The organism is Sutcliffiella horikoshii, from assembly GCF_044809035.1.
Taxonomy (GTDB): domain Bacteria; phylum Bacillota; class Bacilli; order Bacillales; family Bacillaceae_I; genus Sutcliffiella_A; species Sutcliffiella_A horikoshii_G.
In genome coordinates this window covers 615323-631143 of the sequence record NZ_CP085237.1, presented here as the reverse complement: position 1 = coordinate 631143, position 15821 = coordinate 615323, and the positions used below count along the sequence as shown (strand labels likewise).

The 15821-nt window shown below is 38.8% G+C and carries 20 protein-coding genes; 4 read left to right on the top strand and 16 right to left on the bottom strand.

All coding sequences use genetic code 11. The features are described 5' to 3' along the window. Window positions 1–135: 135 nt before the first annotated feature. A complete protein-coding gene (locus LG307_RS03510) occupies window positions 136–426 on the bottom strand; it encodes a YgiT-type zinc finger protein (RefSeq protein WP_404448163.1) in 291 nt (96 codons plus the stop codon). Window positions 427–1252: 826 nt separating this feature from the next. Between LG307_RS03510 and LG307_RS03505 the strand changes: the two genes are divergently transcribed. After that, the gene (locus LG307_RS03505; protein WP_404448161.1) at window positions 1253–2083 is read left to right on the top strand and encodes a hypothetical protein; all 831 of its coding nucleotides are present in this window, start codon (window positions 1253–1255) and stop codon (window positions 2081–2083) included. Window positions 2084–2200: 117 nt separating this feature from the next. Here LG307_RS03505 and LG307_RS03500 read toward each other — a convergent pair whose 3' ends face one another. From LG307_RS03500 to LG307_RS03470, 7 genes are all read right to left on the bottom strand, one after another. Next, window positions 2201–2590 carry an HIT family protein gene (locus LG307_RS03500; protein ID WP_404450365.1) on the bottom strand — a complete coding sequence of 130 codons (390 nt, stop codon included), beginning with the start codon at window positions 2588–2590 and terminating at the stop codon, window positions 2201–2203. An 83-nt stretch (window positions 2591–2673) separates the two neighbouring features. After that, a complete protein-coding gene (locus LG307_RS03495) occupies window positions 2674–2886 on the bottom strand; it encodes a hypothetical protein (protein WP_404448158.1) in 213 nt (70 codons plus the stop codon). Window positions 2887–2920: 34 nt separating this feature from the next. After that, the gene (locus LG307_RS03490) at window positions 2921–3517 is read right to left on the bottom strand and encodes a GNAT family N-acetyltransferase (protein WP_404448156.1); all 597 of its coding nucleotides are present in this window, start codon (window positions 3515–3517) and stop codon (window positions 2921–2923) included. 42 nt (window positions 3518–3559) lie between these two features. Continuing rightward, complete coding sequence (locus LG307_RS03485) at window positions 3560–4087, bottom strand: DUF2199 domain-containing protein (RefSeq protein WP_404448154.1); 528 nt, start codon at window positions 4085–4087, stop codon at window positions 3560–3562. A gap of 28 nt (window positions 4088–4115) precedes the next feature. Beyond that, on the bottom strand, window positions 4116–4907 hold the full coding sequence (locus LG307_RS03480) for a YwqG family protein (RefSeq protein ID WP_404448151.1): 792 nt from the start codon (window positions 4905–4907) through the stop codon (window positions 4116–4118). Between the two features lie 130 nt (window positions 4908–5037). Next, the gene (locus LG307_RS03475; protein WP_404448148.1) at window positions 5038–6561 is read right to left on the bottom strand and encodes a sodium/proline symporter; all 1524 of its coding nucleotides are present in this window, start codon (window positions 6559–6561) and stop codon (window positions 5038–5040) included. Further along, window positions 6558–6713, bottom strand: coding sequence for a hypothetical protein (locus LG307_RS03470; protein WP_404448146.1), 156 nt, complete (start codon window positions 6711–6713; stop codon window positions 6558–6560). Before LG307_RS03470 ends, LG307_RS03475 begins: the two co-directional genes overlap by 4 nt. A gap of 218 nt (window positions 6714–6931) precedes the next feature. Between LG307_RS03470 and LG307_RS03465 the strand changes: the two genes are divergently transcribed. Both LG307_RS03465 and LG307_RS03460 read left to right on the top strand, forming a co-directional pair. Continuing rightward, window positions 6932–7183 (top strand): hypothetical protein, encoded by a 252-nt coding sequence (locus tag LG307_RS03465; RefSeq protein ID WP_404448144.1) that lies wholly within the window; start codon window positions 6932–6934, stop codon window positions 7181–7183. A 26-nt stretch (window positions 7184–7209) separates the two neighbouring features. Continuing rightward, entirely contained in the window at window positions 7210–7593 is a 384-nt protein-coding gene (locus tag LG307_RS03460) for a hypothetical protein (RefSeq protein WP_404448142.1), read from the top strand. 250 nt (window positions 7594–7843) lie between these two features. On the opposite strand, the gene LG307_RS03455 is transcribed toward LG307_RS03460, so the two are convergent. Next, window positions 7844–8545 (bottom strand): EcsC family protein, encoded by a 702-nt coding sequence (locus LG307_RS03455; protein ID WP_404448140.1) that lies wholly within the window; start codon window positions 8543–8545, stop codon window positions 7844–7846. A gap of 170 nt (window positions 8546–8715) precedes the next feature. On the opposite strand from LG307_RS03455, the gene LG307_RS03450 reads away from it, so the two are divergent. Next, the gene (locus LG307_RS03450; RefSeq protein WP_404448137.1) at window positions 8716–8898 is read left to right on the top strand and encodes a hypothetical protein; all 183 of its coding nucleotides are present in this window, start codon (window positions 8716–8718) and stop codon (window positions 8896–8898) included. 205 nt (window positions 8899–9103) lie between these two features. On the opposite strand, the gene LG307_RS03445 is transcribed toward LG307_RS03450, so the two are convergent. From LG307_RS03445 to LG307_RS03415, 7 genes are all read right to left on the bottom strand, one after another. Next, a complete protein-coding gene (locus LG307_RS03445; RefSeq protein ID WP_404448134.1) occupies window positions 9104–9412 on the bottom strand; it encodes a hypothetical protein in 309 nt (102 codons plus the stop codon). A 45-nt stretch (window positions 9413–9457) separates the two neighbouring features. Then, window positions 9458–10978 (bottom strand): hypothetical protein, encoded by a 1521-nt coding sequence (locus tag LG307_RS03440; RefSeq protein ID WP_404448131.1) that lies wholly within the window; start codon window positions 10976–10978, stop codon window positions 9458–9460. Between the two features lie 166 nt (window positions 10979–11144). Then, window positions 11145–11468: a phosphoribosyl-ATP pyrophosphohydrolase gene (locus LG307_RS03435; protein WP_404448129.1), complete on the bottom strand. Its 324-nt coding sequence runs from the start codon at window positions 11466–11468 to the stop codon at window positions 11145–11147. Between the two features lie 29 nt (window positions 11469–11497). After that, window positions 11498–12664 carry a nuclease domain-containing protein gene (locus LG307_RS03430; RefSeq protein ID WP_404448127.1) on the bottom strand — a complete coding sequence of 389 codons (1167 nt, stop codon included), beginning with the start codon at window positions 12662–12664 and terminating at the stop codon, window positions 11498–11500. 12 nt (window positions 12665–12676) lie between these two features. Beyond that, complete coding sequence (locus LG307_RS03425; RefSeq protein WP_404448125.1) at window positions 12677–13945, bottom strand: DUF2357 domain-containing protein; 1269 nt, start codon at window positions 13943–13945, stop codon at window positions 12677–12679. After that, window positions 13917–14588 (bottom strand): hypothetical protein, encoded by a 672-nt coding sequence (locus LG307_RS03420; protein WP_404448121.1) that lies wholly within the window; start codon window positions 14586–14588, stop codon window positions 13917–13919. The genes LG307_RS03425 and LG307_RS03420 overlap by 29 nt, the downstream gene beginning before the upstream one ends. Then, window positions 14566–15636 (bottom strand): MrcB family domain-containing protein, encoded by a 1071-nt coding sequence (locus tag LG307_RS03415; protein WP_404448118.1) that lies wholly within the window; start codon window positions 15634–15636, stop codon window positions 14566–14568. The genes LG307_RS03420 and LG307_RS03415 overlap by 23 nt, the downstream gene beginning before the upstream one ends. Window positions 15637–15821 lie beyond the last annotated feature (185 nt).

Here is a 15821-nt window from a genome sequence, read left to right as displayed (position 1 = left end):
TTAAAGCTTCCTTATTTATTTCTCCATCTTGGTTGCCCCTTTTAGCCGGGTTATTTTCTTTGGTGTCGCTTCTGTTTTTTAGGTTTCTCCATTCACTATCCCTTCTTTCTTCTAGTACTATGCTATCTAATAGGATTATTGACTCAAGGTACAATCAAACTCAGTTTCATTTGTGGTTTCGTAATGCTTCACCGCTTTTTTGTAGTATTCCACATGGTCTTTGGGACTGAATGTTACGTCACCACATTGCAAACATTTGAATACCGGAAAATTACGGATAACCAACTCTATATCTTCGAATTCTTCTTGAATGGTGATTTTTTCAGGTACAGCAACATCACCGCAACTACACTCTCTTAAATAGCCATACTTTCTTATTAAGGTTTGTATTTTCTGCATACTTGCCATCGGTTTTGTATCTCCCATACCTAATCACCCTTTCAAAGTTAATTCAAAACATAGGGATTATAATTATTTTATTCACTCCCATAATGGACATCAATGACACTATTTATTCAGAATCTGTAGTTGTTGCTAGTTGTAGATTCCGCCTGAAAAGAAAGGAAACTTCTTATCTTTCATTAACTCCCAAAACGTCATCTACCTAATCATTTTTCTAGCAGCATTATGCGCGCTTCGGTGGAAAGGGTTAAACTTTCTTTTATCTGGAGGTAGGTAAAGAACTTGGAGGTTGTCACCATATACAGATTTCTTTAACTGATACACCTGCTTCAGTTCTTCTCTCACTTCTTTGAGATGTACATTCTTTCTGAAAAATGGTTCCTCACCCAGTAATTTTTCAATATCAATTAGAAGACCATATAAATAACTTCGCTTTTATTGACTAATCGGCAGCCTAGGCAGGTCTTCATGTGCCACTTTCCTCACCCCTTCACATTTAAACAGTTTCTAGGCATCATCCATTGTCATTTTTTATGGATAAGCAACCTTGCTCCTAGTTACGTCCTTTATTTCACCACTTAGTTAGGCATTAGTGGAAAAAACTTCAAGCCCAAAACTTGTGTATTTTCTAGCATATATAGTTAATAAGCTCTGTTAAAGTTGACTGTTGATAATGAGTTGGTTTCTTGCTGATGATTGGAGCAAAAGGCGTAGACTCCTGCGGGGGAGTAGCGACAATCTTGAGACCCAGCAGGGCAAAGCCCGAGAAGGCTCAAGATCGCCCCACGGAAAGCGAGCCTATTGCGGAAATCAACAGCGGCGTTTAACAGAGCCATATAATAAAAACTAAATGGAGGTAAATACTATCGTTTATTATGATTGTTACAAGAAAAAGCAAAAATGCGGTTGTCCGATTAATTTTTCACAAGGCATAAGTGGCAGTTATAGTTTATTATGTGGAAGCGAACCTTTTAAAATTTTTGAAAGCGATGTACCCACTGAATTGACATTTGAAGTCACCTTATTTGAATTTGCTCAGAACGTAGATTCGTGTGAATTGAGAATTAGGGTTGAACTACATGATGGGAATGAAATCGTACGAATCCTTCTGAATCCAAACCAATCTGCAACCTTTTCCGAATCAAATAATACCAGTATATATAGTAAACAAGTAAGGAGAATCTTTATACAATGTCTAGGAGGAACAGGAACCTCATGCAGAGGATTCTGGAATTCTTTTATTTTTCTAAGGGGATCAAATAATAGGTCAAAATGTGGTTGCCCGGTTTATCTTCAGAACCGAAATGCATTTTCAGAAGGAAACCTACCAACACTTTCCGGAAGTTATTCTCTTCCTTGCGGGAGTGAGGAAATTATTATTTACGGAAGTGATGAAACAACTGAAACGATAGGTAATATCAGTTTATCTACCTCAACCGCAGGAGAAGATAGTTGTGACTTAGAAGTAATAATTCAATTAAATTGTGGAAAAACCCTTGATTTCCTAATACCGAATCCGAATACATCACCCACACAAACAGAAACAAACTCAATATTTTACTATTCTCCTAATTTAGAGAATGTTATGATACAGTGTTTGAGCGATGGTGGGGCAACTGGATGTAGAGGGGGTTACACTAATCAATTAGTTATTCGCGCTTCAACCTTAGGGTGTGAATAAGTGAATTATATTACTACTATAGATTCATATTGGATAATGAATATAGGTCTCTATTATTTCCAAGCTAACCTTATAAAATAGAGGTTAGCTTTATTAATGTACTACTCTGTTAGAAGGCTATTGAGAGCAAGACATATTAATAAAAAGCATTGCGTCCACCATCATCCCCCTAACCCGTTCCAACCCCCTAACATCCACTTCCCCCACTGCTTCCTCCCTATAAAACTCCCCAAACCATTGCCCCTCATACCTCGGAACCACATGCATATGGTAATGACTCAATTCATTAAACACCCCACCGTTCTGGTTAATCGTGATTCCGTCTGGCTGGTAAAGGTGCTTCAAAGCCTTGGATATAAGAATAGAAGCCCTCATAATAGCATTGGCCGTATCCTCATCGAGTTCCTCAACATCTAGGAAATGTTGTTTCGGCAGGATTAAGGTATGTCCCTCGTTAAACGGGTCGTGGTCTAGGAAGCATGTGACATAGTCATCTTCGTAGATCATATAGATGGTTTCGTTTTTGTTGGCTAATCGGCAGCATAGACAGTCTTCATGTGCCACTTTCCTCACCCCTTCATCCCATGCCTCTACTTACTTTTCAAAAGCATATAGCCCAATTTGGATATCATAATAAATATCAGAAACAGTAATAGATTTTTAGATAGTACAAATCCATCAATAGCTAGGTCATAACCACTTGGTATTAAAATATCATCAAGAAACGTATAGATAACGATTAAGCAGAGGATGGATCCTACCACTAAAGTCGCTCCTATCGTTCTTTTCACATTGTTGTCCATAACACACTTCACCTGCCAATCTAAGAAGTTTCTTTCATTCAACCCTCTTCAAAACCGAATCCCCAAGCCTCTTACTAAAATACTTCCCCTGCAAAATCCCATAAATCGCACAATCCTTATACTGACCTTTGGAATTCCGGATCATATCTCTCACAATCCCCTCTTGCACCATCCCTGCCTTGCTCATGATGCGGCCGGACGCTGGATTGTCGGTGTTGTGTGCAGCAGCAATCTTATGAAGATTCATGTGCCGAAAGCCAAAATCAATCACAGCTCGCAACGCTTCCGTGCCATACCCCTGATTCCACCAACAGTAACCGAGGGAATAACTCACCTCGCAATTTCCGGTTGCATCATCAAAGTCATACAAATCAATCTCGCCAATCAGCTTTCCACTATCCCTCAACTTCACTGCCCAATAACAAAAATCTTCCTTCTCATATTGCGACACAATATTGGCCACTCTCTCCACCGTCTGCGAAACAGCTGTATGCGCCGCACTCACCCGATTGTCTGTCACCCGCTCATCTGAAATCCAGTGATCAAACACCTTCTGGGCATCACCGAGCTTGAACTTCTCCAAGATTAATCGTTCTGTTTCTAGTTTTGGTGTTCCAATATATGTAATCACTTTGCACCTCTTTATTAGGTCCTATAGCGTTAACAAAATAGATCAATTTTCTGTTTCTTCATCTCCGTTATTCATACAAAGTGCCTCCGCTATTTCTTGTACCCGTTTTATTGTAATACCGTTTCTACTTTCTACTGACAAAGGATGTTCAGTTGGTTCAAGCTCAATAAAAGGTCTAATTCCACCTGTTCTGTGATGAACCTTTGCCTTCAAGTTAATCGTATCAGGATAACAAGGCAATGCAGTAGAAAACCAACCAAGCATTGGTTCTAGAAGTTCTGGATTATCCCAGTGTTCTTTTACTTTCTTATAATTAGCTTCACTCAAGGAAACCCAAGCTCCCCAAATAAACTCTTCATCCGTACCAATTATAGGTATTTCTAAACAACCCCTGATAAAAAAGTGTTCATTGTCCATCACACATAGATCTTCAGTTAATTCGAACCTTGCTTCCCGTTCTTGTGGTTCGGCAACTTCGTAGTACGCTGGTGCGAGGTTTCCGAAACTAATCGGAAGTTCATCGTGATATTCTCCGCAGCAACTACACGTGTATCCTTTGATTGATGTCATTTTGCACCTCCGTTAGTTTTTGCCGACATTAAAAACACTGCAACGTAAACCTCACCCGATCAAACCGCTTCTCCATCAAGTCCTCTTTTTCCATACAGAAGTACAACATGCCACTATCTCCCCACATGACATCAGCCAGTTCTTCATCCGAATCAATCTGGAACAAGAGCACAGGATCCTTTCCATCTTCAAATAGCTCCTCCAACACATCATCCTGAATATTCAACGGCGCGCCCAACATATAATGCGCCGGCACCACTTTGCCATCTTCGTCCTCCGGCTGCACTAGCTCCTGACGGAAATCAAAGTAATTCGCTTCTTCATCATCATCTGCAAAGTCCAGGTTCTCGGGACTCTCTGGCAGCGTCACTATCGTCTCAAAGACAAGTTGGAACGCCGGAAACGCAACAAACTCCGTCCTACTGCTCGGACTTTTCTTCCTCTCCAAGCCTCCGAGATCTCCATCATAATAAAGCACCTTAAAACATCCCTCATCTCCATCAAATCCCCAAGGCTGCTCCAATGCTTCATAAAATAAATACAAAATGCCGCTCTCAGGCAGCAGATTATCTTTGTCATAAGGCTTTGCTTCAGATAAATTGACTTGCAGCATAAAAGTTAAATAGTCTTCTTCATAGGGAGGGAATTCCCAACCGGAAGGCAAGTCTGGGGACCCGCCTATTTTGGAAGACCCAAGCGGAATGTAATTGTCATCTGTTTTCACTTTGTTCAGTTTGACAGCGTTTTTAAAACTGTCGATGATCGCTGACTTTTGGTGGGATAGATCATGATCATTTAGTAATGGCTCTATTTTTTGCATACAAGTTTTCCTCCTAAGCAAATATTCAGTTTTACATACTCCACTTTTCGACAATAGTTTTCAAAAACCCTTTTCATAATGTAAAAAAGAGGAATAACCATGTAGGCTACCCCTCTCCCCTAAAGTAAACTTAAGCACTCTCTTTCAAACTCTCCAAAACTTCCGCAGCATTGTCTGGTTTCTTCGTAAACAAACTAATCACTACTGTAAATAGAGATGCGACGATAAATCCTGGGACAGCCTCATAGGTGATACCAAAGAAATACGTGTTTAATAATTCTTTAATATCCGGCAAGAAAGCATACGTCCATTGAGGCTGTTGTTTTACCAGGATCACCGTGATTAATCCTGTAATCATCCCCCAAAGCACGCCCTGTTTGGATACACCTTTCCAATAGAAAGATAGAAGTAGGGCTGGACCAAAGCAGGCTCCTAGTCCACCAAAGGCGAATAAAACCATCCAGAATACGAATTCCTGGGCAGTAAATGCTAGGATGAGAGAAAGACCCATAAACACGACCGTCGTGAGTCGGCTTAAGAATACTAGCTTCTTTTGTGGAAGCTCTTTATCTTTTCCAATTATTTTTTGATAGATGTCTCGAATGAAAGCACTCGATCCTACAAGCAATTGACTATCCGCACTCGACATGATGGCAGCCAACACTGCGACTAGCAAGAAACCGAAGAAAAATGGATTGAGAATTTCAGATCCTAACGAAAGGAAAACTTGTTCCTGATTTCCGTTAGGCAACATGTTGATATCAGGAAAGTACGCGCGACCAGCCAAGCCAATCATCACCGCTCCCCAGCCCATCAGAACATTCCAAACAGAACTAATTAAAGCTGCATGTCTCATTTCTTTAACGTTCTTAAGAGACATGTATCTAACTAAAATATGAGGATTACCAGGACTTCCAAATCCAATACCAATCAATCCGATGATGGCACCAAAACCAAAGGCAAATGGGCTGATGAACCCGCCGCCTTCTGTGTTCATTGCTTCTAGAATCGGTCCAAAACCCCCTAAACCGATCACAGCAACCGTTGGCAAAAGAACAAGGGAGACAAACATAAACCCTGCCTGAATCACGTCTGTCTTACTAACGGCATGGAATCCACCCAACATCGTATAAGCTAGTAAAATAAAGGCCGTTAACCACATGCCTACTGATGGGGACACACCCATACTCGTCGCAAATGCTCCCCCACCAGCAACTAACTGACTCCCTACGTATGCGATCATAAAGAAGATGATAATCACAGCGCTTACAATTCTAAGAACATGTTTATTATCATTAAAGCGCGTCTCTAAAATATCTGGTACAGTAATGCTACCGGTGTTCTCACTATACGTCCTAAATCTTTTCGCCACATAGAAAAACATAAATACTTCCACCGAAATATACCCTGCTATCGCCCAAACGGCATTAAGCCCAGTAGCATAGGCAGTTCCAGTTACCCCAAGTACTAACCAGGCACTTCGACCAGAACTTACCGCAGACAATGCAACCGTCCACTTATTTAAGTTCCTACCAGCAAGAAAAAAATCCGTTAACCCTTCTGAGCTCTTTCTTGAACTAATGAATCCTATTAATAGAAGACCCACTAAATATAAGACTAAAATAGTAATAGCTATTGGCTCTACAGTAATCATTGAGAAACACCACCTTTTGAATTCATATCATTTGAGACCCTACTACTCGTTACTTTCTTACCTTTTCTACCTGTATGTATGTAACAAACAATTGCCGTAACCAGAATTAAAACCGGCAAACCTATTAATGCAAAAAAGATTTCAAAATTCATGTCGCCACCCTCCTTTCTGTATTTTTAAAATATTCTTATAAATTAATCTTAACTTTTATATACTAGAAAAACAATAATAGAAAAATAGAACGGTAACCTTTCACTTTAAAAGTGCATCCAGTCTAAAGAGAAAGTACATACTTTATTAAAATTTGTCTAGGCTACCAATATTATCTGTATTAAAATGGTAGTAGCGTAAAGTAAAGGGGGCTGGAATCATGTATATACACATGGTTAAAAGTGCTATTACGGTGTTACAGAAGTATCACGAAAAAGCAATACTTGGTGATGGGTTTGGATTATCAGTGTTTTTGGAGAGTCTTTGTGATTCTCAATGCACTTCATACGTATTAGGAGATCTGCAGACATTGGCAAGAGTTTTGAAGGAAAAAGAAGCTTGTCATTTAATTGATTACTTTCAGCTTTATGATTATAAAGCTGCTCAGGTTCTTGACGAATTAGTGAAATGAAGATTTTTATAAAAGGAGAGACTTAAATGGCAGATACCTCGCAAACAGCTCATACATATAAATTCAAAGTCAATAACACAGTACTGGTTATCACCGATAAGTCCTCTGCGGGTTGCTTTCGCAAGTTTTGGGATTACTTCATGACCTATGATTTAGAGAGAACCGTTAAGACAATTGAAGCTGCAGGAATACGCACAAGCGAAACTGATTTGTTCATCGCAAAAAATGGTTCAAAAAAGAAAAACATCCCGCTTAAAGAAGGATGTTGGATTTATACACATTTAACTCCACAATTAATGGAACGTGCCTATGAGAAATTCGTTTTGGAGTGGAATCAAGAACCAGAAAAAACGGTGATAGATTCCAATGGTTATGATGAAAGAAAAGCTTGGGTTAGAGAATATTTGTAAATATAGAGTTAGTTTCACTCGAATTTTCAGAAAGGACCTAACCTAAAACAATCATGGATTCGAATAGGGATGAACTTAAGTGGATAATATAGAACGTAAAACAACTCTCTGTGATGAGAGTTGTTTTACTTATATCTGTAAATTCATGAACTTTACAATTGCTCACTTTGTATAGTAATAATTGTTTATAGAGTGCAGAAATATGTGCAAATGCAATCTTCCAACCTTTCTATCACCATTATTCAAAAAACTAAACTAGAACGGGATTCTCATCAGGATCTATTTTAAAGTCTCTCACTCTAAAAAAGTCTCTTGCCTTCTTTCCAACGTACCAAGTTAAACCTTTGTTAGCACTAAAACCAATAACTACTCCCACCCCAAAAGGTATAGACTTTTCCAATGCCTTTCTTGTAAAACTGATTCCAACTTTTTTAAAAACTTCCTTAACTGCTACTAAACTAGGACCTTTAAGATAAAGTCTTGCCATATTTTGCAAAGCTTTTGTACTAAAACCTGCTACACCTTTTTTGGTAGCTTCATTTAATACACCTAACCCAGCCACTAGGTAGCATAGTCTCTTTTCTTCTTCGATAGTTATATCTCTCCCATAAACTGTTGCTATAGCCATTACCATTTCTATTTCCCATTTCATTGTGACAGCTGCATCAGCAGTGGCTCCTCCTACTGCCGCAATAACAGTTCCTATTCCGGGAATAACACCTGTTAAAGCAGTTGCTCCTCCCGTAAACGCCGTATAATATGAATAATTTGATATTATGTGTTCAGCTAACTTGTCTTGAATTACCTCTTCTTCCATTTTGTTTGCATATTTTTTCCTATACTTTTCTTCCATCTGTCGGACGTCTTCTTGTATTGACTCTGGACATGCAATTATGATGTCAATTGCTTTTAAAATACTTGGTGTTTCTTCATTATCGAAACGAGTACTCATTGTTTTCTCCTCCTAATATTGTAATAGTCTTTATTACGCTTGAAAGTTATTCTTTGTCTCTATTTAAAAGTGTCCGCCTAAAAATAATCAACATCATTAAAATTCTATGAAAAAAACACAATACCTTGTTATCTTATGTCGGTTGCTTCTGTAAGTTTTGGAGTTACTTCATGAATCATGATTTAGACAGAACAATTAAGCAATTACAAATGCAGGGATACCTACAAGCGTATTTTGAATTTTTCATCGCTTATAACTGTTCGGAAAAGAAACATATTTCTCTCCAAAAAGGGATGTTGGTTTACGCACATTTCCCCCAGACAATGGAATTAGTAAAAAAGGACATGACCTAGAACACACCATGCGAAACCGTAATAATCCCAAGTACTCGTTTTTGTTTGATGTACCAGAGTTAAGAAGAGACATCTGTAATATTGAGGGGATTGAATATACGGAAGGAACTTAAGTGGATATAGAATTCCCACAACAATCAATTCTGAGAGTTGTGGGAATGACAAAAATGACTGCTTGTAAACTTCTTCTATTCGAAGAAAGAATTCAAGACATATTATTTAATAAATAATCTCGCAGCTCTAATTCGAAAGCATCTGTAAAAACATCATTTTCAAAGCCACTTTTAAGTAGTTTTAAAAGCTCTTCTTCGGTCAAATCAAGTGGCCTGGGTACAAAACGAATGACCTCTCCCTCATTTTTATACCAAGCAAACCTTATTTCTTCCCGTTTAATACTATGAATGTATATTTTTTCAACAGCAGAAATATCATTTCCCTCTTGTGAAATTCCCTGAGCAATCAAATCACAATATTGTGTGCTTTTTATAACCTTAGATTGTATGACCCCTTCCAAGATTTTGAATTAATTTTACCTGTAGATCCACAAATAGTTGTTATCTTAAACACTCGGCCAAGTAAAATCCTTCTTATAATATGTTTGTTTAAGTCTGTTTAGGTCGTGTTCCCATTGAGAAATAGCATAGCTAAATTTAATACGACCATTCTTTTGTCCTTTGCGAAGTCTTATGTTACTCGCAATGGAGTAAGCGACTTTCCTAAGTTCAAGTGCAGGGACAGCTCTCTTTAACACTGCCCATCGTTGATCTCTTGTTGTGCCAGTTATTTGGTAGCCTAGTTTCATTAGTGCACTCTGCTCATTAAAACCGTTCGCATCTTTTGTATCGTACCCTGTCCCAGAAACATCTGTAGTAGGCCAAGTAAATGATTGATGGTTCGGTAATACTGTTACTTTACTTTGGGACTCTTTTAGGTTGTCTATTAAGTGAAAATAATTAGACCCTGCTTCCACTCTGATTTTTTTCACCATTGATCTACAAATATATTTTTCTTTTCTGCCTTTAAGAATTAAAACGTCTATTAAGATATTTTTTACAATTTTCTTTTTTCCTTGGTTTTCGTAAATAGACAGGTATACTTGTTCTTTGTGATTTACCTTATCAATTGGTATACCAGAGGGAAGGTTCCTAGGGGAGAGCCTAATTACACTATCCACTACCTCTCTTTTATTTACCTTCTTATCTATATGGTGTGAATTTTCTACCTTAGCTACAATGTTATCCACTTTATTCCTTTTTACATGGCCCGATAGTTTCTTTATAATTGCCCCAGTAAAAAAATCTTTCTCTTTCTTAGAGTAAGAATCCAACTTATTAAACCTCGCTATAGCCTTACTCATTTTCTCCTGATCGAATGGGGCATCCTTTGAGAGTTTTCTGGTTAAATAGCAGTAGAATTTTATTCCCCAGCTATCGGATTCGATTAACTCATCGTATTCATCAATAACACTTTTCATAAGATTTTCTTCCTCAAAAGCCAATCCATACCATAAAAGCTTTTCGAATGCTTCTACGTAAATTGAACCCTTTACTATTTCCCAATCGACCAAAATATCTTTATATAGACCCTTGGTATCTGAATGATCAAGAATTAAATAACTATGCAACAGTTCTAATGTTAGCTCTAAGTTAAAACACTCATATATATTTCCTTCCATGTCCCACATTCTTGGTTTAACGACTGAATGAAAACACACCTCACTTTTGTCATCTTCTACATGATTTAGAAGTTTCAGTGAATGAAGGTAAATATCCTCTTTATCTTGGGTGTATTGAATGAAGAAAACATTACAAAGCCTCTCTACAATACCTCTCTTAGAAGAAATATGGAATTCAAAATAGTCTTGTATTAAAACAAGTGTTTTTAAAAGCAGTATGGTTAGCTCTGGCTCTTTTTTATCAATAGCGTAATCTAACAGATTAGTAGTTATTAATTCGAAGTCATCTTTTACTCCTTTATCCTTAGATAAACCGAAATGCCCCAGCTTCACCAATAATGTTAAAAATTCTTTTTCTCCCATATCTTTTTGAAATATAGCAGAATCACGGTCACTTAATTGCATGTGGCACCTCCCATTATAGTTCTAATATCATAGAAACTATTTTCTACACAAACAATTAATTTTTCCTTCATACTGATCCTCTCGTTAAAAATTCTACAAAAACCTACATTATCCTTTATTTCCCACAATAAAAAGACACGCCTAAACATGTCTTTTTACCTACCAACTAATCTTCAACTTCAACCAAAAACACCTTCTCCTCAAACCCACCACGCTTCTCTGCCTTTCCCCGACGAATCTTCTCAACTTCTTCCATAGAAGACCTATGATAACCTGCTAGCGCACGAACAATTTCCAAAAGATCCGCGAGTTCCTCTACAGCTTCCTCATTCGTCTCCGCTGCACAGTACTCATCCAGTTCCTCATAGCTCTTCAACTTGAGATACTTTATGTAATCTTCATCACTCAAGACTTTAGCGGTGTAACTCTTCCCTGTTCCTTCAATAATCTGTGGAATATTGTCCCGCACTAGCTTGTTGTATACCGGCATTAGCATTCCTCCTAAAAATCAAAAAGCGTTCAATCTATCAGATACCTAAACAATTTCACTCGATCACTTTTAAACTCCTCAAAAGTTACTGTCTGCACCGTGCCTTCCTTCACTATCTCCACAACTTCACTTTCCCTATCAAAATTAACCGTCGCATCTTTTATGGTATACTTCGCAACTCGCTCTGCCTGATCCATTCTCTGATCATCCAGCTCTATATGAATACGATCAGACATCCGTCTTAGCATCTGCCAAACAACCTTCTCTTCTTCAGACTTCATGAACAACTCCGGTAACTCAGTAGAGTTTTCCAGATTTCTTAAGGTAGTTATCATATAATGAGCAAATCCATATCCTACAGGAACAATAATCTTCTTCAACCTCGACCAATGCTCAACTGAAAATGTTACTATTTCTCCAGAAAGCTCTACATCACTCACCCTACCACAGCAAACAACCCCATTTTCCATGCCCACTTCTTTTGTCAGGTAGAGTGCAACATACTGGGCCTCTTGCCAACCTTTTCTTAAAACAGAAGCAGCTAGCGAGTACTTAGCTGACCTCATGGCTACCGTATATTGCTCCTCTGATGAAACCACTCCAACCAGTACCTTCTCCTCCACACTCTCCTGCCATTTCTGCAGAGATCCTCTCGGTAAAATGCCTTCCTTCTGAATATCCTCAGGACTCTTGTCAATGAGATTCTCAATAAATCGTTCAACAAGGTCCGTAGCATTCGGCAGAAAAGGAAGTGCTCCAATATTCACTTTCCCAATACTTTTATAAAAGTGATGATCTTGGTAAACCTGTTCTTTGTTCCATGGAAAAAGGACATACGCGCCAAATGCAGTTCGCTCGTAAGGTCCGTTATGCTCAGAAACTATGGAGTCTCTATAGCGGTGCATTGTATTTATATCTTCTTCCATTGGACCAGGAGCGTGATACTTCTTGCCATAGTAGCTACCCTCTAGCGGAAAGTCGATTCTGTATTTTGCATCAAAGACATAGTTAAAGGTGTAGCTTTCTCCTTTTTTCTCAATGCTGAGCATGGTGTCTGGCACTTGTGCAATGGTTGGAAGGTTGCCTTCGTATTTTTGATAGGTAAGGGTGATGCGCTCTTTGGTAACTGGATGCTTAAATACACGCCTTGCTTTGCGGCTTCCTTCCATACTTACATGGAGGCCTTTTCTATCCACTTTGATGATGTCCTAACTAATCATCTCGTACTTCTTATTGAGGATTTGACCTAACTTCAAATAAGTCCAGTATTCATAAAGGGTTGCCACGTCCTTCACGGACATTTTGTACATGCCGTTTTGCAGGGCTAATCCTTTGGAAACAGTTAGGTAGATTTGATAGGCATCTCGATAGCCAGGTGCTAGCTGCATGACGAGACTTTGAACGGTTTTATCTGGTAACGCAAACTCTCGCCAGAAAGGGGTGCTAAGCTTCCTTGTGAGCGAGCGCTTCATTACATCTATGGTTGTTACTAACTCAGGGTCTTGATCGGCCTTGTTCCAGCGATTATTTCTGAACCTAGAAAGTAAGTCTTCAAGTTTACTAGCAAGTCGCGTCATCATCCATTTAACAAAACGATTTTCATGTGTATGAAAGGTGATTTGCTTATTGACGGTCATTCCTTTACTCGGCATAATTTGTTTGTCCCCAATTGGGATGCCATGGCATACTTCTTGGAAAAAGTGGCTGTTCTTCCTCAAGAAATTTCGTCCTTTTGTATCTAGCGCTTTAATTCGGTCTCCTCTTACTATCTCATGTGTTTTTACTAGCTTATGATGTGGCTGTCGCTCAATTTGCTCGACAGCTTTTAAGAAAGCATCAAAATAAACTGTGATCAAACGGAAAAATTCAGCGGGAGATGGCGAACCTTCTAATTTCGTTTGCGCATTAAGGAACGTTTTCTTTAAAAAGTGAAACGCCAAATTATAGATCTCATCGTTCACTTCATCTAAAAGCTTCCGATAGTCCTCCTTATAATTAAGCTTTGTCGGGAAAACTTCCATCGTTACCTCTAGCAGCGTCCGTTTGCCTTGTCTAATCTCAAAAGTAGAATAGCCGATTTCATTTTGAAAATGTAAGTTTCCTAGCAAAACATAAGACTGTCCAAATTCCACGCGGTCAATCGCGTTCCGAAAAACTGGATGCTCATGATAGAAAATCAATTCCTTGCCATTTTTGGGAGACACCATAACCGTGTACACACCATTTTCAAAGAAGATCGGACGATGAGTGTGGATGTCTACTAGTTCCAAGGATTCGACATCAAAAACCTTTACCTCTTCATGGTCCCCCACTACCCTGAACTGCATTTCATCGTGGAAATCAAGATTGCGGTATTGCTGTAATCCGATATACCGGTCATGATAGGGCTTCCCTTTTATCACCAAAGAAAAGTCTGCTGTTTCAATTTTGACCAATTCCACATCACCTTTAGCTAATCCAGAAAGAGGTAAAGCCATCGTGCGTTAACCTCCTATACATCTCCACCAGCTTTTCTGTGCTACGTGGGTACTTAGAGAGCTTGATGTACGCAGTATAATCCTCTATATCCTCTGATAACTCTTGATTTGTAAGGAGCTTAAATAATTCCTTTATCGTGTGTTCGACTCTACTGTCACTACCAGAAATTCGCGGTAAGATTTTCTGAACTAAGCAATAATCAAAAGCATCCTCCTGCGAAAACAACTTTCCTTCCTGGTTATAGGCGAGATACATGCAGATTTCATCACGAACACGGTAACCAACTTGCGCGCCAAGTGGCTTTAGAGCTTCGTTAATACCGACTAACGTCAAAGAGGTCTCCTTTATTAACTCCATATGCTTGGAGGCAAGGTCCTTTAGATACAGATAGTCAGCACGAAGCATGCCATTTTCGATATTCTGTGGTTCAAGTTCCACAGACGGTCCATTCAGGAAATCCAAATAATCCAACTGCACACGATTAAATTCAATAGTGTTCGCACGATCTAATACCTTTTTGCTAAAAGGATGAGTTGTTTCATCCATATTAACCGTTCCAACAATGTACATGTTCTCCGGGAAGCCAATGGACCTTCCTACCATGGAACTGTCCAAGATATCAGAAGGAAACGATCTCCCCATCCTTCCAGTTCCTACTCTCCATCACACTAAGCAGATCACTGAAGTAATACTCCACACGGGCAAGGTTCATTTCATCCAAAAGAACAAAATGGGGCTTGGTTGGATTATCGAGAGCCTTTTGCATTACTTTTGTTAATGGACCTTCCACGAAATCACCCTTAATATCCTTGTAACCAATCAAATCAGAGCCATCGCTCCAATCCGGTCTTACAGGGATTAAAGTGAACTGCCCATTTTCTGCCGTTGCCCCAACACTTTCAGCAAACCACTCAATAATTTTTGTTTTCCCTGTTCCAGAAATACCTGAAATACTGACAAAGGGTTTCGTCTTTAAGGATAGGAAAAGATTTGTTATTTCTTCCTTTTCATAAAAGAATCCCTTACTTCTTATGTATTGATAAATATGTTCCACTAGTGCCTTATTGCTCATATAATCAGCCTTTGGCATAGCGATAACTTTAGGTGGATCAGTTGGTTTATAGTTCACACCTTCATTTAAACTAATAAACTCCTCATAGTACCTCACCATTTTCTCAAGGTCTCCTACTAATACGTCTTCAGAAGGAAAATCCTCCAGCTTGTATTTCACATACACCGCAGTTGAGGCAGCATAGTCTCTTGCTCGTTTGGAAAGTCCAAGGTAGATGTTATCGTCCTTTTGAAACCGGTCATCCATCCCAATTGCACTTCTAATAGCCTCTTTAATTCTTAGCATTTCTTCCTTGGATGTCTCCGTAACACCCTGCGCAAACGTCAGGTAGAGCTCCTGCAGATCCTCACTAAACAAATATCCAATGTAGTACCCTCTTTGAGTGGAGATGGTAACCTTCTTATTCATTATGGCAATCCAAGGAACACTAGCCCAGTTCCCTTGGCCAACGGAACCAGTTACTACATATTGTCCATTAACAAAAGGCAGCTTTTTTAACTCGTCTGTAACATCGTTCCTAACGAAGGAACCTAATTCATGGCCTCCAAAGGGCTGGGTTTTGGCTTGTGGGTAATTGTTCATTAGTTTTAAGAAACAGTTCCTTATTTTTGTATTCATTCTTTCCTCTACTCTCGTTATAATTTTACATAGCAATAATTATTTGTTTCCTAAGATTCTAAAAGGGTGGTAATATTTTTTAAATGGGGGTGAAATATAACTTACAAAAAAATTAGCATTTGAGACAGTAGAAGCATTTAATTAACTAACTAGGGGGACACTACCCTAAGTCTGCAAAATAATTT

Bases quoted from the DNA above. Each gene is read 5' to 3' on its own strand.
- LG307_RS03485 (WP_404448154.1), bottom strand. From the start codon at position 4,087: ATGACATCAATCAAAGGATACACGTGTAGTTGCTGCGGAGAATATCAC.
- LG307_RS03425 (WP_404448125.1), bottom strand. From the start codon at position 13,945: ATGGCTTTACCTCTTTCTGGATTAGCTAAAGGTGATGTGGAATTGGTC.
- LG307_RS03505 (WP_404448161.1), top strand. From the start codon at position 1,253: ATGGAGGTAAATACTATCGTTTATTATGATTGTTACAAGAAAAAGCAA.
- LG307_RS03455 (WP_404448140.1), bottom strand. From the start codon at position 8,545: ATGAGTACTCGTTTCGATAATGAAGAAACACCAAGTATTTTAAAAGCA.
- LG307_RS03415 (WP_404448118.1), bottom strand. From the start codon at position 15,636: ATGAATACAAAAATAAGGAACTGTTTCTTAAAACTAATGAACAATTAC.
- LG307_RS03500 (WP_404450365.1), bottom strand. From the start codon at position 2,590: ATGATCTACGAAGATGACTATGTCACATGCTTCCTAGACCACGACCCG.
- LG307_RS03450 (WP_404448137.1), top strand. From the start codon at position 8,716: ATGAATCATGATTTAGACAGAACAATTAAGCAATTACAAATGCAGGGA.
- LG307_RS03440 (WP_404448131.1), bottom strand. From the start codon at position 10,978: ATGCAATTAAGTGACCGTGATTCTGCTATATTTCAAAAAGATATGGGA.
- LG307_RS03510 (WP_404448163.1), bottom strand. From the start codon at position 426: ATGGGAGATACAAAACCGATGGCAAGTATGCAGAAAATACAAACCTTA.
- LG307_RS03435 (WP_404448129.1), bottom strand. From the start codon at position 11,468: ATGCCGGTATACAACAAGCTAGTGCGGGACAATATTCCACAGATTATT.
- LG307_RS03475 (WP_404448148.1), bottom strand. From the start codon at position 6,561: ATGATTACTGTAGAGCCAATAGCTATTACTATTTTAGTCTTATATTTA.
- LG307_RS03465 (WP_404448144.1), top strand. From the start codon at position 6,932: ATGTATATACACATGGTTAAAAGTGCTATTACGGTGTTACAGAAGTAT.
- LG307_RS03460 (WP_404448142.1), top strand. From the start codon at position 7,210: ATGGCAGATACCTCGCAAACAGCTCATACATATAAATTCAAAGTCAAT.
- LG307_RS03420 (WP_404448121.1), bottom strand. From the start codon at position 14,588: ATGGGGAGATCGTTTCCTTCTGATATCTTGGACAGTTCCATGGTAGGA.
- LG307_RS03470 (WP_404448146.1), bottom strand. From the start codon at position 6,713: ATGAATTTTGAAATCTTTTTTGCATTAATAGGTTTGCCGGTTTTAATT.
- LG307_RS03495 (WP_404448158.1), bottom strand. From the start codon at position 2,886: ATGGACAACAATGTGAAAAGAACGATAGGAGCGACTTTAGTGGTAGGA.
- LG307_RS03480 (WP_404448151.1), bottom strand. From the start codon at position 4,907: ATGCAAAAAATAGAGCCATTACTAAATGATCATGATCTATCCCACCAA.